The organism is Caulobacter sp. SRI_014 (assembly GCF_057586315.1).
In genome coordinates this window covers 790352-814075 of record NZ_JBYCZQ010000001.1, presented here as the reverse complement: position 1 = coordinate 814075, position 23724 = coordinate 790352, and the positions used below count along the sequence as shown (strand labels likewise).

The window sequence follows — 23724 nt, the reverse complement described above, 5'->3', positions numbered from 1 at the left end:
GGACTGCGTTGCCGGCGCCAGTCCTCGAGATTGGGCCGGCGCGTTGAGCGACGTCGAGGGACGCGCTCTTGGGGTTGAACAGACCATGGCGAATTTCTTCGGGACGACTTCCGGCGATACCCTGACCGGCGGCGCGGGCGACGACAAAATCCTCGGCTACGAGGGTGACGACATCCTCGACGGGGCCGGCGGCGCCGACATCATCCAGGGCGGTGACGGCAACGACGTCATCACCGGCGGCGCCGGGGCCAACCGCCTGTCGGGCGGCGCGGGGGCCGACACCATCAACAGTTCGGGCGCCGACGACATCGACGGCGGCGACGGCAACGACTACGTCAACCTCGCCGCGGCGAGCGGCGAACTGCTGGTTCGCCTGGCGGGCGGGGCCGGCACGGACACCCTGAACATCACCGGCAACGTCAGCATCGACTTCTTCGCCGGCGGCGGGTTCGAAATCCTCACCTCCGGCGGCGGCGGCGTCGTCAACGGCACCGGCGGCAACAACAAGCTGGACTTCAGCAGCCTGACGGTCAGCGGCACCAGCAACGGCGGCATCACCATCAACGGCCTTGGCGGCGATGACACCATCACCGGCACCAGCCGCGACGACACCCTGTCGGGCGGCCTGGGCCTCGACCGCATCCAGGGCGGCGCCGGCGCCGACACCCTGAACGGCGGTGACGACAACGACTACCTCTACGGCGGCGACAGCACCGACACCCTGAACGGCGACGCCGGCGCCGACATCCTCTACGGCGATGCCGGCAACGACTTCCTCTACGGCGGCACGGGTGTCGACACCCTGACCGGCGGCGACGGCAGCGACATGCTGTACGGCGGGGACGAAAGCGACAGCCTGCAGGGCGGCCTCGGCAACGACAAGCTCTACGGCGAAGCCGGCGACGACGTGCTGGTCGGCGGCGGCGGGGCGGACACCCTCGATGGCGGCGACGGCAACGACTACATCGTCGCCAGCGACGAGAACGACAGCATCTTCGGCGGTGACGGCAACGACACCATCGACGGCGCCAACGGCGCCGACACCGTCAAGGGCGGGGGCGGCAACGACTTCGTCTACGGCCGCGCCGGCAACGACGTCATTCAGGGCGAAGCCGGCAACGACCAACTGGTCGGCGGCGCCGGCAAGGACACCCTGACCGGCGGCGCCGGGGCCGACTTCTTCGTGTTCTACAACGGCGACCTGGTTGCTGACGTCAACAACACCGACGTGATCACCGACTTCAAGACCACCCAGGGCGACGTGCTGGACTTTTCCAACATCGACGCCAACACCGGTCTGGCGGGCAACCAGGCCTTCACTCTGGTCGGCGCCTTCACCAGCGTCGCGGGCCAAATGACCCGCACCTATGACGGCGGCGTCAACAAGACCATCTTCCGCTTCGACACCGACGGAAACGGCACGCACGACATGGCCCTGGTCTGCAACGGCCAGGTCTCCAGCGGCTGGCTGCTCTAGGGCGGAGCACATCTCCCAACGTCAAAGGGCGGGACCTCGCGGTCCCGCCCTTTTTCGTCGCCCCCGCGCAGCCGGCTACAGTAACCAGTCACCGGCCGCGCCGGTGACATCGCCGTTGATCTTGATCTGGTAGTCGATCCTGGCGTCGCCGTTGACGTCGAGCCGAACCGTGGTGATCCCGCCGGCGAAGGTCAGGGTCATCTGGCCGGTCAGCTCGGGCTGGGCCGCGTCATATTTGCTGAAGGCGCCGACCAGCCGGAAGGCCTGGTCGCCATCGAGCCGGCTGTTGGCGTCGATAAAGGACAGGTCGAGGACATCGCCCTCGGCGGCGCTGAAGTCGTAGATCTGGTCGGTTTCGAGCACCGGGGTTCCAACGCTCTCCTGGAAGATCACGAACCGGTCGGCGCCCAGGCCACCGCGCAGCAGATCGTTGCCGGTTCCCCCGGCGATAACGTCATTACCGTCATTGCCGTTGATGGTGTCGACACCGGCCTGGCCGCTGAGGATGTTGGCGCCCGCATTGCCCTGCAGATTGTTGGCCCCGGCATTGCCGTCGGCGTTGAGGTCGGCCGAGCCCTGCAGCTGCACCGCCTCGACGTTGTCGACCAGGACGGCGATGCTGACCGTGCTTCGGACGATGTCATAGCCGGCGTCGACCTGCTCGGTCACCGCGTCGCCCACGGAGTCGACGACATAGACATCGTTGCCGGTCCCGCCGGCCAGGAAGTCGTTGCCGGCGCCGCCGTCGAGGTAGTCGTTGTCGTCACCGCCGTTGAGGTAATCGACGCCCGCCTCGCCGTAGAGATAGCCCGCGCCCGTATCGCTGAAGAGGGTATCGACGCCATCGCCGCCCCACAGCTTGTCGGCTCCGGCGCCGCCGTACAGGGAGTCGTCGCCGTCCCCGCCGTAGAGGGTGTCGTTGCCGTCCTGGCCGAACAGGTTGTCGATGCCATCCAGCCCATAGACCACATCGTTGCCGACGCCGGCCTGGATGGTGTCGAAGCCGATGGTCCCGGTGAGCACATCCTTGTCGTCCACGCCGTTGACGGTCAGCGTCGCCGAGCCGGTCTCGCCGCCGAACAGGGTGTAGGTCAGGACGTACTGCGCGCTGGTGTTGCTGGCCCCCGACCCGGCGGCGCCCAGGTCGCGGGCGTCGCGGCCCAGCGCGAGGGTATAGCTGCCGTCACTGTTGAGGGTCAGCACCGTGCCGTCGGCGAAGATGGTCGGGGTATCGATATTGACCGACTGGCCGTTGACCTCGGCGTCCGAGATGAACAGCGGGGTGTCAGGGTCGCTGTCGTTGCTCAAGAGGTTGCCGCTGACCGGGCCGCTGGCGTCCACGGTCTGGTCGTCATCTGTCACCGTGGCCGCATCGTCTACGCCGTCGACGTACACATCGATCCCGGGCGAGGCGGGTCCCAGCAGGCTGACGCTGACCAGGCCCTGGGCGGTCGCCGTGACGAGGTCGAAGTCACCATCGGCGTCGATGTCGACCAGCACCGGTTGGGTCCCCAGCTGGAAGCCCCGGGTGTAGGGCGTGCCGGCATTGAGGGTGAAGACCGGGGCGCTGGCCGTGCCGGTGTTCTCGAACAGGACGACGGGTCCCTCGCCCGCCCCGCGCAGCAGGTCGAAGTCTCCGTCGCCATCGACGTCGGCGAAGCTGACGGTGTTGCCCCCGCCATAGTTCATGAAGGCGCCGAGCGGATTGTCGCCGCCGGTCTTCTCGGTGAAGCCGCCGGCGCCGCCCTCGAAATAGTAGAAGCGGCCGTTCTGGCCGCCGGTGACCAGATCGAGGAAGCCGTCGCCGTTCAGGTCGGCCAGCCCCGGCGAGGCCGAGGAATAGTGGTCGATGCCGTCGAACGGATTGGCCGCGCCGGCCAGCTCGGTGAAGGCGAAGGCCCCATCGCCGGCGAAGGCGTTGAGCGTGCCGTTGTAGCGGCCGATCACCAGATCGAGGAAGCCGTCACCGTCGATATCGGCCAGGGCGACGCCAGCGGCATTGCCCAGGGTCCCGGTGATATCCAGCGCCGCGTCGTCCTGAACGAAGTCGGCGGCCGAGGCCGTGCCGACGTTGCGGAACAGGTGGTAGCCGTTGTCATAGGCCTGGACGATGGCGTCGAGGTCGCCGTCCTGATCGATGTCGCCCAGGGCGATGTGAGCCGTGCTGCTGAAGCTGGCGCCGTGAAAGGGGTCAGCGGGGCCGGTCTGGTCGAACAGGGCCGCGCCGACGCTGGCTGCATTGCCTGCCGCATCGACCAGTTCGAAGGTCAGGTTGCGGAAATAGGTCGGATCATCGCCGGTGGTCTCGATCTGCAGCGACTCGATCACCGCCTCCACGCCGGCGTTGGTGGCGTTGGCGTTGAACTCGACGATGAACTGGCCGTCGAGACCGATGCGCCAGGTTCCGATCACCAGGCCGCCAAACTGGATATCGCTGACATCAAGGGTGATCTGGCCGCCGCTGAGCAGGCTGACGATGTCGTCATCGGCGATCCCCGAAATGCTCAGGTAGCCGCCGTCCCAGTCCTGTTCGGCGTCGCTGACATCGACATCGCCGTCGATCAGCGTCGCAGGATCTCCCTCGGTGAGGATCAATTCGGCTTCGAGATTGGCCAGGACCGGCATGCATTATTCCCAGATACGGACGAAGGGAGGCCCGGCTGGCCTCCCCGTATTGGGTATGGTGATTTCCATGTGCGGCGCCCTGCCGCAAGCAAACGGCAGAGAAATGGCGGCTCCAATTTTCTTATGGACGCGCCGGGATCCCCGGCCGGTGCGCGGCCAGGAAGGCGCGAACGACCTCCGGCACATAGGTCTCCGGCGGGTGTAGCGGCGGGGCCTGGTCGCCCTGCAGCATGGAGATGGTCAGGGTGACGTGCTCGATCATGCCTTCGAACATCCGCGCCGCCACGGCGATGTCGGCGATGCCGAGCAGGCCCTCGTCGGCATAGCGTCGCAGCATCCTCTGCAGCACCCCGCCCAGCAGTCCGTGAGCGCTGCGGTAGAGCATCATGCCGAGCTCGGGTTTGTGGACGGTCTCGGCGCTGACGGTGCGGTAGACGCCACGCACGGTCGGGTCGGCCATGAAGCGGAAATAGACGCGGCCATAGGCGATCAGGGCCTTCTGGACATCCTCGCCCGCCGTCCGCTCGACGGAGTCGAACAGGCCATTGTAGCTGGCCAGCGCCTCGGCCACGACCGCCTCGAACAGCAGCTCCTTGGTGTCGAAGTAGGCGTAGACGGTGGCGTTGGCGACGCGGGCGCCGCGGGCCACCTCCTCCATGCGGGTGCGGGTGAAACCCTTGGCGACGAAGGCTGCGTGCGCCGACCGCAGAATCTTGTCACGGCGCTGGTCGTGGAGTTCGGGACGCATGAACTGAACTGAACGCGTACTGGAGAAAAAGGGACCCTTAGTGCTCCCGGCCCGACTTCCAGATGGTCTGGTAGAGCGGCTCGGTCAGGTACTGCAGGGCGGTGCGCTTGCGCAGGGGCACGACGACCTCGACAGGGATGCCGGGTCCGATGCCGGTGCGGGGCCCGCGAACCTTGCGGATCTTGACCATTTCGTCTTCCGGCACCGCGATTTCGGCGCGGAAGAAACTCTGGCCGCTCTTCTCGTCGGTGAAGCTGTCGGCCGAGATCTTGGTCAGCTTTCCGCGCAGGATCGGCAGACTGCGGTCATGCAGGGCTGTGAACCGGATCTGGGTGGTCTGACCGATTTTCAGATCGTCGGCGTCGTTGGGATTGATCATGGCCTGGATGACCAGGGCCTTGTCGCCCGGGACGACTTCCATCAGCACCTGGCCGGGCGATACGACGCCGCCGACGGTGAAGGTGGTCAGGCCGACGACCTTGCCGCTGGCCGGGGCGCGGACGGTGGCGCGGGCCAGCTGGTCACGGATGGCCACCAGCTTGGGCTGCAGTTCATCGAGCTGGACCTGGACGTCGCGCAGCTGGCCGGACACTTCCTCGACCACCTGACGGTCGAGCGAGATCATCTGCAGCCGGGCCTCGCCGATGGCCTCGCGCGAGCGGGCGATCTGGGCGACCAGGCTGCCTTCCTCGCCGACCAGCTGGGCCTGGTTGCGTTCCAGGGCGCGGACCCGGTTGACCGGGGCATAGCCCTGGTCGGCCAGGGACTTCATGCCGGCGGTTTCCTCGCCGATCAGCCGCTGCTGCTCGCGGTTGGCGACCAGCTGGCGTTCGGAACCGGCGATCTGTTCGCCCAGCTGCAGGACCCGCTGCTCGAGCACGCCTTTCTGGGTCAGGATGGAGTCGCGCCGGGCCTGGAACTGCAGCTGCTGCAGGTTCATCACGTCGAGCGCAATGATCCGATCTTCCGGCGACAGGTTCACGAACTCGGGCGGATAGACGATGGAGGCCTTGCCGTCGCGTTCGGCCACGAGCCGGGCGCGCTGGGCCAGCAGGGTCAGCACCTGGCCGGCGATGCCCCGCTCGTTGGCGCGGATCTCCCCCGCCCCGATCTCGACCAGCATCTGGCCCTTGGTCACCGACGCGCCTTCGACCACATAGACGGCGGTGACGGTGCCGCCGTCGCGGTGCTGCACGGCCTGGCGGTTGCCCGACACGGCGACCACGCCGGTGGCATAGGCGCCGGCGTCGAGCGGCGTCAGGGCGGCCCATCCGAGGAAGCCGATGAAGAAGGCGGCGGCGACGCCGGCTCCGATCATGATCTCGCGACGGGGGTTGTCGTTGACCTTCACGGCCGCGACGGTTTCGGTCTGGGGCTGGCCTTGGCCAGGAGCAACGTCGAGCGCCATGTTCAGGCCTGGCCCTTCATGTCGATAACGTTGGGCTGGGGTTGCGGCGAGGGCTTGCCGGCCAGCTTGGCCAGGACTTCCTCGCGCGGGCCGAGCCGCTCGATGGCGCCGTCGCGCATGACCAGCAGGCGATCGACGCCGGCAAGGATGCCCGTGCGGTGGGCGACGATCAGGACCGTGGCGCCGCGCGCCTTGGCGCCCTGAATGGAGCGCAGCAGGCTGGCCTCGCCCTCGGCGTCGAGGGCCGAGTTGGGCTCATCGAGGATCAGCAGGGTTGGGTTGCCGTACAGGGCTCGGGCCAGGGCCACGCGCTGGGCCTGACCAGCCGACAGGCCGCGCCCGCCGGGGGCCAGGGGCGTGTCATAGCCCTTGGGCAGCTTGAGGATCAGGTCGTGGACCCCGGCCTTGGTGGCGGCGTCGATGGCCAGCTGGTCGATCTTCTCGACCGGCACGCCGCGCCAGGCGGCGAAGCGGCTGATGTTGTCCTTGACCGTGCCGCTCATCAGCGACGGGTCCTGCGGCAGGTAGCCGACGTGCTCGGCCAGGGTGTCGGCGTCCCAGTCGGTGTAGTTGGCGCCGTCCATGCGGACGATGCCCTGATCGGGAGCCAGGGCCCCGGCGATGACCCGGGCCAGGGTGGTCTTGCCCGCGCCGCTGGCCCCGACGATGCCCAGGCTCTCGCCGGGCGAAATCTTCAGGCTGACAGCCTTCAACACCAGTTCCTCGCGGCCCGGCGCCCGGACCACCACCTTGTCCAGTTCGACCGCGCCCATCGGCGTCGGCAGCTGGGTGCGGTCGATGTCGATCGGCTTGGTCTTGTCGAACAGCTCGCTGAGGGTGTTGAGCGCGCCGCGGGCCTGGATGACCTGGGTCCAGCCGCCGACCAGCTGTTCGACCGGCTGCAGGGCGCGGCTCAGCAGGATCGAGGCGGCGATGATCGAGCCGGCCGAGATCTGGCCCTTGATGGCCAGATAGGCGCCCAGGCCCAGCGCCGCCGACTGCAGGAACAGGCGGAAGAACTTGGTGACGCTGCTGATGCTGCCGCCCTTGAACTGGGCCTCGGCCTGCAGGCTCTGGCCGATGTTGCGCTCTTCAAGGTGGCGGGCGATGACCGAGCGGCGCATGCCCAGGGCGCGGACAACCTCGCCGTTCTGGGCGGCGCCCTCCTGGCTGGCGTAGGCGGCGGCGTTGGCCTGCTGCGCCTTCAGCAGCGCCGGCTTGGTGGCGCGCTCGTTCCAGACGGCCAGGCCGAACAGGATGACCCCGGCGACGAGGGTCAAGGCGCCCAGCGACCAATGGATCATGAAGGCGACGATGACGTAGATGATCGTCCAGGGGGCGTCCATGAAGGCGGTGGCCGCCGGTCCGGCCAGCGCCGCGCGCAGGCCATCGAACTCGCGCATCGCCTGGGCGGTGTTCATCGGCCGCGACTGGGCCATCAGCCGCCCAAGGATGTCGCCCGACAGCAGCCGGTCCAACCGCATGCCCGCCAGCACCAGCAGGCGGGAGCGAATCTGCTCCAGCTTCGACAGCACCCACAGGGCGAAGGCGATGATGCCGGTCAGATAGATCAGGGTCAGCACGCCCTGGGTCGGCACCACGCGGTCGTAGACCTGCAGCATGTAGAGCGACGGCGCCAGGTAGAGGATGTTGACGAGCGCGCTGAAGAAGGCGGCCGACAGGATGTGCCGCCGACACTGCTTCCACGCCGCTTCCATAGGCGCGGCGACGTTTGAACCCAGAAACTTCACGCGTGTCTCAATCCGGCCGGAACCCCGGAGACCCCTAGCCCCCGGTCCCCACTTAACTGTCTTTTACGCTAAAGCTTTGACGCCGTCGCGCGTGATGTTGGCGGCGTGGTTAACGCCGCCCGGGAGGGGCCGTTTCAGGCCGGATCGACGGTCACCCGTCGCATGTGGCGGCGCTGGCCGGGGTAGTCGTTGAGGGCGTAGTGCCAGACCTGGCGGTTGTCCCAGAAGGCCACCGAGCCGTCGCGCCAGGAAAACCGGCAGGTGAAGGCCTCCTGCCGGCTATGCTCGAACAGATAGTCGAGCAGGGCCTTCGATTCCTTCCGCGACCAGCCGTCGAACCGCATCGTGAAGGCCGGATTGACGTACAGCGCCTTGCGGCCGGTCTCGGGATGCACCTTGACCACCGGATGGATGAACTCGCCGGCCAGGCCTTCGGCCTCGGCCACCTGCATCGAGGCCCGCTTCTGGGCCGAGGCCCCCTTGGCGCTGTATTCCTGGCCGGCCGAATGGACGGCGCGCAGCCCTTCCAGAGTCGCCTTCAGGCCTTCGGACAGGGCGTCGTAGGCCGCCGCCTGGCTGGCGAACAGGGTGTCCCCGCCGAACGCGGGGGTCTCGACGGCATAGAGGATCGAGCCGATGGAGGGGGTCTCCAGAAAACTCATGTCGCTGTGCCAGCCGCCGCCGAAGTTCAACTTGTCGGACGGCTCCTTGATGATTTCCATCACCTCCGGATGGTCGGCCATGCCGCTGACGTAGGGATGGATGTTCAGCGGTCCGAACCGCCGCCCGAAGGCCAGTTGCTGGTCGGGAGTCAGGGTCTGGTCGCGGAAGAAGATGACCTGGTGCTGGTTCAGGGCCGCGCGGATGGCGGCGATGGTCCGGTCGTCCAGGGCGGCGGCGAGATCGATGCCGGACAGTTCCGCGCCCAGGGCGCCCGCGACTTTCCTGATCGTCAGCTCGCTCATGATCAGCCCGCCTTCTGGTCCGGCAGGTCGACGAACTTGAGATTCTGCTCGCGCACCTTCGCCCCCGCCTCGTCGTAGAGGAAGGGCAGGAAGGCAAAGCGCTCGCCCTTGGTCACGGGCCGCGCCTCGTGCATCAACGAGCAGGAGAAGACCACCGCCCCGCCGGTCGGCGGCTTGTAGAGCCGGTTGCCGAACTCGGGGAAGCGCAGCTCGCCGCCCTCGTAGTCCTCGGCGTTCAGGTTGATGGTGACGGCGAACTTGCGGTGGGCCGTACCCTTGGTGGTGTTGTCGCGGTGCGGGCGGAACCAGCCGGCGCCGGCCACGTAGGAAGCGACCAGATAGCGCTCGATGCGGGTGGCCTGGAACTGGAAGGCCTTGCGGATTTCCGGGATCAGGCGGCGGTTGATCTTCTCGCGGACCACGGCCTGCATGCCCTCGTCCTCGAGCAGCACGTCCTTGCGCTGCTTGTGGCGCGGGTCGGTCAGCAATTTGGTCTTGCCATCCACCTCGCGCATGAAGCCCGACTCCGTGCCGCCGACATGGCGGTAGAAGGCGATCAACTCCTTGCAGTACTCAGGCTCGAAGACGCGCGGCAGGATCAGCACCGGCGCGGTGACCTCGACCTGGGCGTGGGTGGTCGGATGGGGCATCTCGGCCAGCCGCCGGACCAGGGCCCCGACGTCCTCGATCTGGCCCCGGTCATAGACGCGCAGCTGCGGATCGAGGATCAGCCAGCCCGAACCCTGAACCCCGTAGATCTTGGCCAGGCCGCCCGAGGGATCGAAGAACCAGCGCGGGCCGAGCTGCGCGTGACCCAGGTGGGTATTGGCGACCCCGAAGATGCAGGCGGTGGTCTCGTCGAGGTCTTTCTGCAGGTTGATCACCCGCGCCAGCCCTTCGGCCGTCGGACCATCCGGCGCAAACACCAGCCCCACCCAGCGCCCCGCCAGGGTGGCGAAGTTGAACTGCGGGTTCTCCTCGGTCGGCGCCATGAACCAAGGCGCGGGATCACCGATGGTGAGGGACATGGGTAAGCCAGCTCTTGTGCAAAGGTCAGGGCGCCATTGTCACAAACGGGCGAGGGGACTGCAACGGGAGTCAGAACTGTCGCGGCACGGGCGAACAAGTCTTGGGGTGACGGTGGGTGTGGGAAGGGTGAGCGGCTAGCCGCTACAAATTCAACAGCGCCGGGTCTCCGCCCTGGGCCGTGATGTTCACGCTTACCGCTCGCTCGACGCCATATCTCGACAGCGCCTCCGGCCCACCCGCCTTCGGTCCCGTCCCCGACAGGCCCTGGCCGCCGAACGGCTGCACCCCGACCACAGCGCCGATGATCGAGCGGTTGACGTAGACGTTGCCGGCCGGGACCCGGGCCTTGACCTCTTCGGCGAAGGCCTCGATCCGCGAGTGGACGCCGAGGGTCAGGCCGTAGCCGCGGTCGGCCAGGCTGGCGGCGACGGCGGCGAGGTTCTCGGGGTCGTAGCGGACGATGTGCAGGACCGGGCCGAACACCTCGCGCTCGAGGAAGTCGGCCGACGGAATCTCGGCCAGGACCGGGGCGAAGAAGGTGCCGCTGTCCGGCGCCGAGAGCACCTTCAGCACCTTGGCCTCGCGCTTCAGGCGCTCGAGGTGGTCGGTGAGGGTCTGTTTGGCGTCGGCGTCGATCACCGGGCCGATGTCGGTCCTGGGATCAGCCGGATCGGCGACGACCAGGGCGTCCATCGCCCCCATCAGGCCTTCGATCAGATGGTCGGCGGTGTCCTTGGGCAGGAACAGCAGGCGCAGGGCGCTGCAGCGTTGGCCGGCCGAACCAAAGGCCGAGAGGATGACGTCGTCGATGACCTGTTCGCGCTGGGCGGTGGTGTCGACGAACATGCCGTTCAGCCCCCCGGTCTCGGCGATGAAGGGCACGATGGGCCCGCGCCGGGCGGCCAGGGTCTGGTTGATCCGCCAGGCGGTGTCGGTGCCCCCGGTGAAGGCGACGCCGTCGCAGCCCGGATGGGCCACCAGGGCCGCGCCGACCGTCTCGCCGCGACCGGGGGTCAGGGCCAGCAGGGCCGGGTCCAGGCCCGCAGCGTGATAGAGGCGCACGGCCTCGGCGGCGATCAGCGGCGTCTGCTCGGCCGGCTTGGCGATGACGGCGTTGCCGGCGGCCAGGGCGGCGGCGATCTGGCCGGTGAAGATGGCCAGCGGGAAGTTCCACGGGCTGATGCAGACGAAGACGCCGCGGCCGCGCAGTTCCAGGGTGTTGGTCTCGCCGACCGGGCCCTTCAGCACCTCGGGCGCCCCGAACTTCGTCTCGGCCAGCCGTGCGTAGTAGCGGCAGAAGTCGGCGGCCTCGCGGACCTCGGCGATGCCGTCGTTCAGCGTCTTGCCGGCCTCGCGGGTGCAGATGGCGATCAGCCGGTCGCGGTTCTGCTCCAGGGCGTCGCCCATGGCCCGCAGGACCTTGGCGCGCGCGATGCCGCCGGCCTCATCCCAGCCGCGCTGGGCTTTGCGTGCGGCGGCGAAGGCGGCGTCGATCTGGGCGGTGGTGGCCTCGGCGACAGTGCCGATCTGGCTGTGGTCGGTCGGGTTGAGGATGGCCTCTCCCTTCCCCGCGTCGATGGGCTTGAGGCTCTCGATGGCCTTGACGACGCGGACCCGTTCGTTCGTCACCGACAGGTCGATGCCGGCGCTGTTCAGCCGGTCGCCGTAGATCTGGGCCGGCAGCGGGATCTTGCGGTGCGGGCCGGGGCCGGCGGCCTCGACGTCGGCGATGGGATCGACCACCACCGTCTCCGGCGGCACCCGCTCGTCGAGCAGGGCGTGGACGAAGCTGGTGTTGGCGCCGTTCTCCAGCAGGCGGCGGACCAGGTAGGGCAGCAGGTCCTCATGGCCCCCGACGGGCGCATAGGCCCGCACCAGGATGCCGTCGTAGAGATCGTCGGCGGCCTTGTAGAGCGCCTCGCCCATACCGTGCAGACGCTGGAACTCGATCTTCACTCCGGCGCCGCGGGCCATGCGGCGCACGGCGGCCAGGCTATGGGCGTTGTGGGTGGCGAACTGGGCATAGAGGTGCGGCGCCGCGTCGATCAGGGCCCTGGCGCAGACCAAGTAGCTGAGGTCGGTGGCGCTCTTGGTCGTGTAGACTGGATAGCCCGGCCGGCCGTTGACCTGGGCCCGCTTGATCTCGCTGTCCCAATAGGCGCCTTTCACCAGGCGGACCATCAGCCGGCGGCCGGTCTTCTCGGCCAGGGCGGCGACGCCCTTGATCACCTGCGGGCAGCGCTTCTGGTAGGCCTGAACGGCGAGGCCCAGACCCTTCCAGTCGGCCCGCAGATCCGCATCGGCGGCCAGCCGCTCGAGCAGCTTCAGGGAGATGACCAGCCGGTCAGCCTCCTCGGCGTCCAGGGTGAAGTTGAGGTCGTGCTTCGCCGCGATCAGGGCCAGACGTTTTACCCGGGGATAAAGCTCGGACCAGACGCGGTCTTCCTGCGTCGCCTCATAGCGCGGCGACAGGGCCGACAGCTTGACCGAGATGCCGTGGCCCGCTTCCGGCCCCTGGCCCCCGGACAGGCGCCCGACGGTCGCGATGGCGTCGGCATAGGACTTCTCGTAGCGTTCCGCGTCGGCGGCGGTGCGGGCGCCTTCGCCCAGCATGTCGAAGCTGCAGATGTCGCCGTCGCCCTTGGCCCGGGCGATGGCCGCCTCGATGGTGCGGCCCAGCACGAACTGCTCGCCCATGATGCGGATGGCCTGGCCGACGGCGGCGCGGATCACCGGCTCGCCGACGCGCCCGGCGACGCGCTTGAGGAAGCCGGGAAGATCGCTCTTCGCCTCATCATCGACCTCGACCAGCTTGCCGGTCAGCATCAGGCCCCAGGTCGAGGCGTTGACGAACAGGCTGCCCGACTTGCCCAGGTGGCTGGCCCAGTCGGCGCTGCCGATCTTCTCGGCGATCAGCCGGTCCTTGGTCTCCTCGTCGGGCGTGCGCAGCAGCGCTTCGGCCAGGCACATCAGGGCCAGCCCTTCGCGGGTCGACAGCGAAAACTCCTGCAGGAAGTTCTCGACCACCCCCTGGCGGCGGACCGACCGCCGCGCCCCGCGCACCAATGCCTCGGCCTCGGCCCGCACGGCGGCGCGGTCTTCGGCGTTGAGGGGAGCGGCGGCCAACAGGTCGCGGACCGTCTCGGTCTCGTCGCGATACTTGCCGGCGTCGAGCGCGTCCCAGTCCACGATAGAGGGGGCGATGAGAGAGCGCTTGGGTTCAAGGGCGGGGGTCGTCATGGGGCGCCGTCTACGCCTTCGCGCGACGCTAGGGAAGGGGAGCAAGCCGGCCAATGGCGTCCCCCCAATGGCGTTAATCGGGGTTGGCGGTATGGTGCGCTCAATGTCCCAGTCCTTGCATGCCCTCCGCGCCGCGCTTCTGTCCTACCCGGCGGCGCTTTCCGCCCTCTGGGCCATCCCCGACCGGGCCGCCTTTGCCGACAAGGTGGCGGAGATGGGCCGCGGGGCCGGGGTCGACATGCCGGTGGCCGACATCCTCGCCGCCATGACCCCGCGCGGACCATCGACCCCCGCCATGCCCGTGCAGGCGGCGACCCTGTCGCCCAGCTGGCTGCCGTCCTGGCTGAGCATCACCGCCCAGGGCATGAGGCTCGACTGGGTCTACGCCGGCGGCGAGTCCTTCACCGCCCCCTTCGCCGACCAGGACTTCGCCCGTCTGTCCGCCCATCCGCTCAACCAGCTGCTGCCGGCGATCAGCGATCCGACCGAGCTTGGCAGGATGCCGGGACCTGAGACGCCGATCGACGGGATGATTTTCCACATTTCCCGCTGCGGCTCGACCCTGGCCTCGCGCATGCTGGCCCAGGTTCCCGACATCCTGGTGCTGTCCGAGCCCCAGGCCATCGCCGGCGTGCTCAGCGCCCACACCCTGATCCGCATCGATCCCAAGGTGCAGCAATCCTGGCTGGCCGGAATTCTCGGCGCCTATCGCCGGGCGGCGGGGACGCGGCGCCTGGTCATCAAGCTCGATGTCGACAGCCTGTTCGACCACGCCCGGCTCAAGGCCATCACGCCCCGGACACCATCGGTGGTCCTGCACCGCGACCCGCTGGAAGTGCTGGTCGCCCAGACAGGCGCGGGATTGGCGGGCGGCAGCGAACCCAAACCCGGCCTGCCACCGCCCGAGGAGGTCGCCCGCTGGCTGGCCGCCCTCTGCATCACCGGCTCGAAGGCGGTGGCGGCCGGGGCGCGGCCTGTCGCCTACAAGGACCTGCCCGAGGCGCTGCTCGACGCCGACCGGCCGTTCCTGGACCTGAAGATCGGCGAGGCCGACCGGGCCCGGATGGCCGCCGTGGCCAGGCTGGACGCGAAGCAACCGGGCAAGACCTTCACGCCGGACAGCCTGGCCCGCCAGGCCGCCGCCGACGAGCGGCTGAAGATGCTGGCCCGGCAGGTGATCACGCCGGTCTGGGAGCCGCTGGCAAGACTGCGATAGGGGAGGACAGATGATCTTTCGGGGGATGATCGTTGCCGTCGCGGCCCTGATTCTGGCCGCCTGCGCCTCGCCGCCCAACCTGCGCAAGCAGCCCGACGCCACACCCTCGGTGCTGGGCGCCTTCCGGGGCGACCGGCCGGTGGTCACCGCCGCCGACTGGAGCCGCCGGGCGCCGCTGCTGCGCGCGGCCCTGCTCGACGCCGTCTACGGCCATCCGCCGCCGCTGGGCGAGGCCACCGTCGAGGCTCGCGAGACGCTCACCCTGCCGGACACCGACGGCATGGACATGGAGCAGTGGACCGTAAAGCTCGGCGATGGGAGCAACCGCCGCCGGTTCCACATGCTGGTCGCCTCGCCCAAGGGAGCGGCGCACGCCCCGCTGATCGTCATGGAGCTGTTCTGCTCGACCCGGAACGCCGTGAAGGGCCGGCCCGACTCGGTCTTCGAAGACGTCGCCGCCCTGCCGGGCCCCTGCCGCAGCCACGATCTGGACCCGGTGCTGACCGTCGTCCTCGGCAAGCGGATCAGCGGTCCTGACTGGAAGCAGCTGGCCAGGCGGGGCTACGCCGTCGCCCTCTTTTATCCGGGTGAAGTCGTGCCCGATGACGATGTGCTGGGTCCTCAGGCCCTTGCCGCCCTGACCCCGGACACGCCCGCCGACAAACGGCCCGGCGCTCTCGTCGTCTGGGCCGATCTGTTCTCGAAGGCCTATGACGTCCTCAGCCTCGATCCCCGCTTCGATACGAGGAAGATCGTCGCCTGGGGCCATTCGCGGCACGGCAAGGCCGCCTTGCTGGCCGGCGCCCTCGATCCCCGCTTCGCCGCCGTCATCGCCCACCAGTCGGGCCGGGGCGGGGCCAGCCTGACCCGTTCGATCGCCGGCGAGAGCCTCAGCCAGATCACCACCGCCTACGGCTTCTGGTTCACCCCGGGATACGCCAAAGGCGTGCCGGACGACGTCGACCAGCACCAGCTGATCGCCCTCAACGCCCCCCGGCCGGTGATGCTGGGTACGGGCCGGGGCGACACCTGGTCCGACCCGGCCGGCGCCTTCAAGGCGTCGCAAGGCGCCGATCCGGCCTACCGGCTGTTCGGCGCCCCCGGCTTCAACGCCAAGGGCCTGAATGACTATCGGCCGGAAGACAGCGTCGTCTGGTGGAGCCGGCCGCTTGGCCATGGGATCACCACCGCCGACTGGCGCGCCTTCCTCGAATTCCTAGACATCCACCTGAAATGACCGACCAACCGTCAAACGCCCCGCAGTTGGCGTCCCCGTCTTATCGGCTGGCCGCCCTCGACCAGGACTTCCTGCTCGGCGACGCCATGCGCGGCGTCCGCTTCCAGCTGGAATACGCCCATGCCGAAGAAGCCCTGCGGGCCTGGGGCGTGCGCTCGACCATCGTGGTCTTCGGCAGCGCCCGCACCGGCGAGGCCGGGTCGCCCGACCACAGGCGCTGGTACGACGCCGCCCGCGCCTTCGGCCGCCTGGCCTCCGAACGGGGCGGGGCTCTGCTGGACGGCCAGCCCTTCCGTGACAACGTCATCGCCACCGGCGGTGGGCCCGGCATCATGGAGGCGGCCAACCGTGGAGCGCTCGACGCCGGCGCCCCGTCGATCGGCTTCAACATCACCCTGCCGTTCGAGCAGTTTCCCAACCCGTACACGACCCCGGAGCTGACCTTCCGCTTCCACTACTTCGCCATGCGCAAGATGCACCTGGCCATGCGGGCCAATGCGCTGGTGGTGTTCCCCGGCGGCTTCGGCACCTTTGACGAGCTGTTCGAGATCCTCACCCTGCGCCAGACGCAGAAGGCCCCGCCGATCCCGGTGGTGCTGTTCGACGAAGCCTTCTGGCGTTCGGTCATCGGCTTTGAGACTTTGGCCGAGCGCGGGTTGATCGCGCCCCACGACCTGTCCCTCTTCTCCTTCGCCGAGGACGCCGAGGGCGTCTGGTCCTGCCTGCTGAAGGGCGGCCTTCGGCCGCATGAGTCGATAGAAGCCCCCATAACCCAGGGTTAACCTTGAAGCCCCACTTTTGGCGGCAACGACTAAAGGGGGAAATCGACACCGTGCCAGGCCGCGACAACCGCGAGCGGATGACCGCGCCGTTTGGCCTGGACCTCAGTCTGGCCGTCTTCGACCGCGCCACCCGGTTCGCCAAGGGACTGTTCGAGGACGCGGACAGCACCATCGTGCTGGTCAAGGACGGCGTCGCCTGGCGCAGCCGCTTCGCCGACGGAACCTTCCCGGGCCGCGACCGGACGGCCGAGCGGGTCATCGCCTCGGGTGAGCTGCTCTGGGTCGCGAATGCGGAGACGGACGACCATTTCGCCAACCATTTCATGGTCGTCGGACCACCCTATATCCGCGCCTTCATCGGCGTGCCCATCCAGCTGAAGGACGGGACGACGCCAGGCCTGTTGGCGGTCTACAGCACCCGGCCCCAGCCTTATGACGCGGACACTGCTCAGCGCCTCGCCGACCTTACCGACTTCGTGGCCGACGAGTGGGTGCGGGCCAATGCGGCCCAGGCCCTGCGCGCCACCCAGACGACGCTGGAGGCGCTGGTCGCCACCATGCCGACCTCGCTTGTAATGACCGACAAGGATTTGAAGGTCATCGCCGCCAGCAGCCTCTGGGCCCGCAGCCTCGGCGTGCGCCGGGCCGAGGCCATGGGCCGCTCGCTGTTCGACATCGCACCGGGGGTCTACGAGCCGAGCCGTGAGGCCTTCGCCGCCGCCCTCCAGGGCGCGCCCGGCGCCCTGGCCCGCAACCACGTCACCCTGCCCATTGGCCTGTCTGTCTGGCTGCAGACCGACCTGAAATCCTGGAAGACGCCGGACGGCGAGATCGGCGGCATCGTCCTGACCGCTTCCGACGTCTCCGAACTCGTCGAGGCTCTCGAACAGTCCGAGCGCTCCGAACAGCGCATGCAGATGGCGCTGGAGATCAGCGACGTCCACGTCTGGGAGATGGACTACAAGGCCCGCACCCTGATCAAGGTCGGGGCCGAGGACACCTTCTTCGAAGCCCCCAAGACCTACGAAGACCTCTGGCGCGACATCTACGAAGGGGTCGATCCCCGCGACCGCGCCATGGTCGAGGACGCCTGGGCCCGGCACCTGGCCACCGGCGAGCGCTACGATCCGATCTATCGCGTGCGCCGGAATGACGATCAGGAGATCTGGGTCCAGGGCGCCGCCAAGATGTTCGCCGACGAGCGTGGCCGGCCATTACGCCTCGTTGGGGCCTTGCAGAACATGACCGGCCGCAAGGCCGCCGAGGCCGAGCTGATCCAGGCCAAGAACGACGCCGAGGCCGCCAACACCGCCAAGTCGACCTTCCTGGCGACCATGAGTCACGAGATCCGCACCCCGCTGAACGGCGTGCTCGGCATGGCCCAGGCCATGGCGGCCGACGAGCTGACCGGCGTGCAGCGCGAGCGGCTGGAAGTCATCCGCCAGTCGGGCGAGAGCCTGCTGGCCGTGCTCAACGATGTCCTCGACCTCTCCAAGATCGAGGCCGGCAAGCTGGAGCTGGACGAGGCCGACTTCGACCTCAAGGACCTGGCGCGCGGGGCCCATGCCGCCTTCACCGCCATCGCCAACAAACAGGGGCTCAGCTTCGACCTGAAGATCGAGCGCTCCGCCAACGGGGTCTATCGCGGCGATCCGACCCGGGTGCGGCAGATCCTCTACAACCTGATTTCCAACGCCCTGAAATTCACCGAGGCGGGCGAGATTCGGGTGCTGGTCGCCCGCCAGGGCAAGACCCTGAAATTCCAGGTCTCCGACACCGGCATCGGCATCGCCCCGGAACCGCTGGCCAAGCTGTTCGGCCGTTTCGAACAGGCCGACGCCTCGACCTCGCGGCGCTATGGCGGCACGGGCCTGGGGTTGGCCATCTGCCGTCAGCTGACCGAGCTGATGGGCGGCGAGATCGGCGTCGAGAGCGAGCTGGGAAAGGGCGCCACCTTCACCTTCACCCTGCCGCTGGAGCGGGTGGCCGACAGCCGCGCCGAGGCCCTGCCGACCCTGCCCCCGACCCCGGCCGACGCCGAGCTGACCGGCCAGACGCTGAAGGTGCTCGCGGCCGAGGATAACGAGGTCAACCAGCTGGTCCTCAAGACCCTGATGCACCAGGTCGGCATCGACCCGGTAATTGTCCCCGACGGGGCCCAGGCCATCGCCGCCTGGGAGGCCGAGACCTGGGACGTCATCCTGATGGATGTCCAGATGCCCGAGGTCGACGGCCCCACCGCCACCCGCGCCATCCGGGAACGCGAAGCGGTCACCGGCCGGGCCCGCACCCCGATCATCGCCCTGACCGCCAACGCCATGTCCCACCAGGTCGCCGAATACCGCGACGCCGGCATGGACGGCTTCGTCGCCAAACCCATCGAGGTCGGGCGGCTGTTCGCGGCGCTTGAGGCGGCGCTCAATCCGCCGGCGCTGGACGAGGCGGCGAACGCTTAGGCTTCGGTGATTTCGAAGACTGCTTCCATCGCCTCGGGTCTCCCTTCTCCCCTTGTGGGAGAAGGTGGCGCGAAGCGCCGGATGAGGGGTCGATAGGTCTTCAAGCTGCAATGCGGTGGTTAGGTCGGGCTGTCTCGGAGGCCGGTGTGACCCCTCACCCGACCCCTTCGGGGCCACCCTCTCCCGCAAGGGGAGAGGGGAGACCAGAGGTGAAATCATCCATGGTCAGCTCGCTCCCAGCCATCGACAATTCGCTCGAACTTATGCACCGCTAGACCCGCATGACTGACGACACGGCCACCACCGGAACCCTCTCGACCGCCCTGACCCACGGCCGCCGCCTGCTGGGCTCAGATCCCGCTCTGGCCGAAGCTCAGGCCCGTGAAATCCTCAGCGCCATGCCGGGCCATCCCGAAGCCGTCCTGCTGCTGGCCGCCGCCCTGCGCCGCCAGGGTCGGGCCGAGGCCGGGCTGGAGCAGCTGGAGCCGGTGATCCGGGCCCATCCAGGCTGGCCGCTGGTGCATCTGGAGGCGGGCCTCGCCTTCGCCGACCTGCAGATCGGCCGGGCCGCCATCGCGGCGCTGAGCAAGGCGGTGACCCTCGACGGGCGCCTCTCCATGGCCTGGGACGCCCTGACCGACCAGCTGGCCCTGGCCGGCGATGAGGCCGGGGCGGCGCGGGCCCGGGCCGAGCAGATCAAGGCTTCGGTCTCCGACCCCGAGTTGATGCAGGCGGCCACGGCTCTGATCGCCAATGATCTGCCGGTCGCCGAGCGCATCCTCAAACCTTACCTGAGCCGCCATCCGACCCACGTCGCCGCCATCCGCATGCTGGCCGAGGTCGCCGCGCGGCTGGGGCGTAACGAGGATGCAGAGGCCCTGCTGGCCCGCTGCCTGGAGCTGGCCCCCGGGTTCGCCGAAGCCCGCTACAACCACGCCACCGTCCTCTACCGCCTGACCCGGGCCGAAGAGGCGCTGGCGGCGCTGGACCCGTTGATCGCGGCCAATCCGCGCCATGCCGGCTATCGCAACCTCAAGGCTGCGGTCCTCGGCCGGCTCGGCGACTACGACGGCGCCATCGGCCTCTATGAAGGGGTGCTGGCCGAACACCCCAACCAGCCCAAGGGCTGGATGAGCCTCGGCCACAGCTACAAGACCGTCGGCCGCCAGGCCGACAGCGTCGCCGCCTACCGCAAGACCCTGGAGATGGCGCCGCAGTTCGGCGAGGCCTGGTGGAGTCTGGCCAACCTCAAGACCGTCAAGTTCACGCCTGAAGACGTCGCCGCCATGCGCGCCCAGCTGGCCCGCAGCGACATCTCCGACGAGGACCGCTTCCACCTCGACTATGCGCTGGGCAAGGCGCTCGAGGACGCCGGCGAGGCGGCCGAATCCTTCGAGCATTACACCGCCGGCGCCGCCCTGCGCCGGGCTGGCATCGACTATGAGGCCGAGCACACCACCGCCCATGCCCGCCGCTCGATGGCGGTGTTCACGGACACCTTCTACGCCGCGCGCCGGGGCTGGGGCTGCCCCGCCCCGGACCCGATCTTCGTCGTCGGCCTGCCCCGCGCAGGCTCGACCCTGATCGAACAGATCCTGGCCACCCACTCCGAAGTCGAAGGCACCATGGAGCTGCCCGACATCATCGCCATGGCCCGGCGCCTCGGCGGCCGCCACCGCCGCGAGAGCGACGGCTCCTATCCCGAAAGCCTGACCGACCTGACCGCCGACGACGCCCGCGCGCTGGGCGAGGAGTACCTTGAGCGCACCCGGGTGCAGCGGAAGACCGACCGACCCTTCTTCATCGACAAGATGCCCAACAACTTCGCCCACACCGGCCTGATCCGCCTGATCCTGCCGAACGCGAAGATCATCGACGCCCGCCGCCATCCGCTCGGCTGCTGTTTCTCGGCCTTCAAGCAGCATTTCGCCCGGGGGCAGGGCTTCAGCTACGATCTCACGGACCTCGGCCGCTACTACGCCGACTACGTCGCCCTGATGGCCCACTTCGATGCGGTCCAGCCGGGCGCGGTCCACCTCACGATCTACGAGCGGATGATCGCCGACCCGGAGGTTGAGGTCCGCGCCCTGCTCGACTACTGCGGCCTCGCCTTTGAGCCCGGGGTGATGAAGTTCCACGAGAACGACCGCGCCGTCCGCACGGCCAGCTCCGAACAGGTGCGCCGGCCGATCTTCACCGAGGGGCTGGACCAGTGGCGGGCATACGAGCCCTGGCTGGAGCCGCTCAAGGCCGCGCTCGGTCCGGTGCTGCAAACCTGGGACAGGGGCTGAGGTTCCGCCGCCACAGTTTTCGGCAACCGACGCAATCACGGCCCGTTTTGGGGAGGCCATCCTTGACAGGGCGTGCGGCGCATTATGACCCTCTCATGACGACGTTATGTCGGTTGGGGAACACTATGCGCATGAAGAATCGGACGGCGATCCTGACCTCGGTCCTGCTCGGGACCACAATGTTGACAGGGATCGCCCACGCCCAGGACGCGACGGGCGGCGCCACGGTCGATGAGGTGATCATCACCGCCCAGAAGCGCGAGGAAAACCTGCAGGACGTGCCGGTCTCGATCCAGGCGCTCGGCGGCCAGAAGCTTGAAGAGCTGCAGGTCAGCGACTTCGGCGACTTCGTGAAGTTCCTGCCCAGTGTTTCGACCCAGCCGAGCGGCCCGGGCTTCGGCAGCGTCTACATGCGCGGCGTCGCCAGCGGCGGCGACGGCAACCACTCCGGCTCCCTGCCCAGCGTCGGCATCTATCTCGACGAACAGCCGATCACGACGATTCAGGGCGCGCTCGACGTCCACGTCTACGACATCGCCCGGGTCGAATCCCTGGCCGGCCCGCAAGGCACCCTCTACGGGGCCAGCAGCCAGGCCGGCACCATCCGCATCATCACCAACAAGCCCGAGATCGGCGTCTTCGAAGGCGCCTTCGACGCCGAGGTCAACACCGTCAGCGGCGGTGACCAGGGCTATTCGGCCGAGGGCTACGTCAACATCCCGATGGGCGACAACATCGCCGCCCGCCTGGTCGGCTGGTACGTCCACGACGCCGGCTACATCGACAACGTCCGGGCCACCCGCACCTATCCGACCTGGGGCGGCACCATCAACAACGACGACTTCGCCGAGGAAAACTACAACGACGTCGACACCATCGGGGCCCGCGCCTCGCTGAAGATCGACCTCGGCGAGAACTGGACCATCACCCCCCAACTGATGGCCCAGCGGCAGGAATCCAACGGCAACTTCTCGTTCAACGAGGCCATCGGCGACCTGGCCCAGGCCCGCTACCGCCCCGAATTCGGCAATGACGAATGGTACCAGGCGGCGCTGACCGTCGAGGGCAAGATCGGCATGTTCGATGTCGTCTACGCCGGCAGCTACCTGAACCGCGACGTCGAGACGGCCAGCGACTACAGCGACTACAGCTTTTTCTACGACACCCTGTTCGGCTACGGCGCCTACTGGACCGACAACCTCGGCAACCCGATCGAACCGACCCAGTACATCAACGCCACCGACCACTATAAGCGCGAGACCCACGAAGTCCGGGTCTCCTCGCCCGGCGATCAGCCGGTCCGTTTCGTCGCCGGCCTGTTCTATCAGGACCAGACCCACGACATCTTCCAGAACTACAAGATCGACGGCCTGGGCTCGACCATCTCGGTCAGCGGCCTGCCCGGCACCATCTGGCTGACCAGCCAGCAGCGGGACGACACCGACAAGGCCGTGTTCGGCGAGGTCAGCTGGGACATCACCCCGGCCCTGACCCTGACCGGCGGTCTGCGCTTCTTCGAGGCCGAGAACGGCCTGCGCGGCTTCTTCGGCTTCGGGGCCGGCTACAGCGGCTCGACCGGCGAGGCGGCCTGCTTCCAGGGCCCGATCACGCCCCAGGCGCCCTGCACCAACGTCATCAAGTCGACCAAGGAAGACGGCAACACCCACCGCCTGAACCTGACCTGGAAGATCACCGAAGATCACATGATCTACGGCACCTGGTCGACGGGCTACCGGCCGGGCGGCATCAACCGCCGGGCCACCCTGCCGCCCTACAAGTCGGACTTCCTGACCAACTATGAGTTCGGCTGGAAGACCACCTGGCTGGACGGCGCCCTGCGCTGGAACGGCGCGGCCTTCTACCAGCAGTGGGAAGACTTCCAGTTCTCCATCCTCGGGGCCAGCGGCCTGACCGAGATCAAGAACGCCGCCCAGGCCGAGATCTACGGCCTCGAAACGGACGTCGTCTGGCGCCTGGGCGACGACTGGACCCTGTCGGGCGGCGGCGCCTGGACCCAGGCCGAGCTGTCGGACAACTACTGCGGCTTCACCGACGCCAGCGGCAACCCGGTGACCAATTGCGCCAGCCCCCTGTCGCCGTCGGGCACCCGCCTGCCGGTGACGCCCAAGCTCAAGGGCAACCTGACCCTGCGCTATGACTTCGTGCTGGCCGACATGGACGGCTTCATGCAGGGGTCCTGGGCCGGACAGACGGACAGCTGGGCGGACCTGCGCCTGGTCGAGCGCGGCATCCTCGGCAAACAGGACAGCTGGCAGACCTTCGACTTTGTGGTCGGCCTCAAGCCCGGCGACTGGAACCTGCAGGTCTACTTCAACAACCTGTTCGACGAGCGGGCCAGCCTGTTCCGGTCGGCCCAGTGCGCCGAAGCGGTCTGCGGCGGCGCGGTCTACACCGTGCCGAACCAGCCCCGCACCATCGGCATCAAGGTCGGGCGCAAGTTCTAGCCCCCGATTTTAGGGACGACAGCGTCGGCGCGCA

14 protein-coding genes are annotated in these 23724 nt (G+C 68.4%); 7 read left to right on the top strand and 7 right to left on the bottom strand.

Features of this window, described 5'->3' with window-relative positions:
- Window positions 1-85 precede the first annotated feature (85 nt).
- Window positions 86-1477 (top strand): calcium-binding protein, encoded by a 1392-nt coding sequence (locus AC2YG9_RS04270; protein WP_487296678.1) that lies wholly within the window; start codon window positions 86-88, stop codon window positions 1475-1477.
- Window positions 1478-1552: 75 nt separating this feature from the next.
- Here AC2YG9_RS04270 and AC2YG9_RS04265 read toward each other — a convergent pair whose 3' ends face one another.
- The 7 genes from AC2YG9_RS04265 to putA all read right to left on the bottom strand — a co-directional run bounded on the left by AC2YG9_RS04265 (window position 1553) and on the right by putA (window position 13195).
- A complete protein-coding gene (locus AC2YG9_RS04265) occupies window positions 1553-4102 on the bottom strand; it encodes an FG-GAP-like repeat-containing protein (protein ID WP_487296677.1) in 2550 nt (849 codons plus the stop codon).
- Window positions 4103-4223: 121 nt separating this feature from the next.
- Entirely contained in the window at window positions 4224-4850 is a 627-nt protein-coding gene (locus tag AC2YG9_RS04260) for a TetR/AcrR family transcriptional regulator (RefSeq protein ID WP_487296676.1), read from the bottom strand.
- A 37-nt stretch (window positions 4851-4887) separates the two neighbouring features.
- Entirely contained in the window at window positions 4888-6258 is a 1371-nt protein-coding gene (locus tag AC2YG9_RS04255) for an HlyD family type I secretion periplasmic adaptor subunit (RefSeq protein WP_487296675.1), read from the bottom strand.
- 2 nt (window positions 6259-6260) lie between these two features.
- Window positions 6261-8009, bottom strand: coding sequence for a type I secretion system permease/ATPase (locus tag AC2YG9_RS04250; RefSeq protein WP_487296674.1), 1749 nt, complete (start codon window positions 8007-8009; stop codon window positions 6261-6263).
- Window positions 8010-8143: 134 nt separating this feature from the next.
- Window positions 8144-8974 (bottom strand): TauD/TfdA dioxygenase family protein, encoded by an 831-nt coding sequence (locus tag AC2YG9_RS04245; protein WP_487296673.1) that lies wholly within the window; start codon window positions 8972-8974, stop codon window positions 8144-8146.
- Window positions 8975-8976: 2 nt separating this feature from the next.
- Window positions 8977-10002: a 2OG-Fe(II) oxygenase gene (locus tag AC2YG9_RS04240; RefSeq protein ID WP_487296672.1), complete on the bottom strand. Its 1026-nt coding sequence runs from the start codon at window positions 10000-10002 to the stop codon at window positions 8977-8979.
- Window positions 10003-10144: 142 nt separating this feature from the next.
- A complete protein-coding gene (gene putA, locus AC2YG9_RS04235) occupies window positions 10145-13195 on the bottom strand; it encodes a bifunctional proline dehydrogenase/L-glutamate gamma-semialdehyde dehydrogenase PutA (RefSeq protein ID WP_487296917.1) in 3051 nt (1016 codons plus the stop codon).
- Window positions 13196-13346: 151 nt separating this feature from the next.
- Between putA and AC2YG9_RS04230 the strand changes: the two genes are divergently transcribed.
- From AC2YG9_RS04230 to AC2YG9_RS04205, 6 genes are all read left to right on the top strand, one after another.
- The gene (locus AC2YG9_RS04230; RefSeq protein WP_487296671.1) at window positions 13347-14459 is read left to right on the top strand and encodes a hypothetical protein; all 1113 of its coding nucleotides are present in this window, start codon (window positions 13347-13349) and stop codon (window positions 14457-14459) included.
- A gap of 10 nt (window positions 14460-14469) precedes the next feature.
- On the top strand, window positions 14470-15696 hold the full coding sequence (locus tag AC2YG9_RS04225) for a glucuronyl esterase domain-containing protein (RefSeq protein ID WP_487296670.1): 1227 nt from the start codon (window positions 14470-14472) through the stop codon (window positions 15694-15696).
- On the top strand, window positions 15693-16478 hold the full coding sequence (locus tag AC2YG9_RS04220; RefSeq protein WP_487296669.1) for an LOG family protein: 786 nt from the start codon (window positions 15693-15695) through the stop codon (window positions 16476-16478). Before AC2YG9_RS04225 ends, AC2YG9_RS04220 begins: the two co-directional genes overlap by 4 nt.
- 50 nt (window positions 16479-16528) lie before the next feature.
- Window positions 16529-18934: an ATP-binding protein gene (locus tag AC2YG9_RS04215; protein ID WP_487296668.1), complete on the top strand. Its 2406-nt coding sequence runs from the start codon at window positions 16529-16531 to the stop codon at window positions 18932-18934.
- 281 nt (window positions 18935-19215) lie between these two features.
- Window positions 19216-21225 (top strand): tetratricopeptide repeat-containing sulfotransferase family protein, encoded by a 2010-nt coding sequence (locus tag AC2YG9_RS04210; protein WP_487296667.1) that lies wholly within the window; start codon window positions 19216-19218, stop codon window positions 21223-21225.
- A gap of 125 nt (window positions 21226-21350) precedes the next feature.
- Window positions 21351-23690 carry a TonB-dependent receptor gene (locus AC2YG9_RS04205; RefSeq protein ID WP_487296666.1) on the top strand — a complete coding sequence of 780 codons (2340 nt, stop codon included), beginning with the start codon at window positions 21351-21353 and terminating at the stop codon, window positions 23688-23690.
- The last annotated feature ends 34 nt before the right edge of the window (window positions 23691-23724 follow it).

Bases quoted from the DNA above. Each gene is read 5' to 3' on its own strand.
- AC2YG9_RS04255 (WP_487296675.1), bottom strand. From the start codon at position 6,258: ATGGCGCTCGACGTTGCTCCTGGCCAAGGCCAGCCCCAGACCGAAACC.
- AC2YG9_RS04230 (WP_487296671.1), top strand. From the start codon at position 13,347: ATGTCCCAGTCCTTGCATGCCCTCCGCGCCGCGCTTCTGTCCTACCCG.
- AC2YG9_RS04225 (WP_487296670.1), top strand. From the start codon at position 14,470: ATGATCTTTCGGGGGATGATCGTTGCCGTCGCGGCCCTGATTCTGGCC.
- AC2YG9_RS04265 (WP_487296677.1), bottom strand. From the start codon at position 4,102: ATGCCGGTCCTGGCCAATCTCGAAGCCGAATTGATCCTCACCGAGGGA.
- AC2YG9_RS04260 (WP_487296676.1), bottom strand. From the start codon at position 4,850: ATGCGTCCCGAACTCCACGACCAGCGCCGTGACAAGATTCTGCGGTCG.
- AC2YG9_RS04210 (WP_487296667.1), top strand. From the start codon at position 19,216: ATGACTGACGACACGGCCACCACCGGAACCCTCTCGACCGCCCTGACC.
- AC2YG9_RS04245 (WP_487296673.1), bottom strand. From the start codon at position 8,974: ATGAGCGAGCTGACGATCAGGAAAGTCGCGGGCGCCCTGGGCGCGGAA.
- AC2YG9_RS04270 (WP_487296678.1), top strand. From the start codon at position 86: ATGGCGAATTTCTTCGGGACGACTTCCGGCGATACCCTGACCGGCGGC.
- AC2YG9_RS04240 (WP_487296672.1), bottom strand. From the start codon at position 10,002: ATGTCCCTCACCATCGGTGATCCCGCGCCTTGGTTCATGGCGCCGACC.
- AC2YG9_RS04205 (WP_487296666.1), top strand. From the start codon at position 21,351: ATGCGCATGAAGAATCGGACGGCGATCCTGACCTCGGTCCTGCTCGGG.
- AC2YG9_RS04220 (WP_487296669.1), top strand. From the start codon at position 15,693: ATGACCGACCAACCGTCAAACGCCCCGCAGTTGGCGTCCCCGTCTTAT.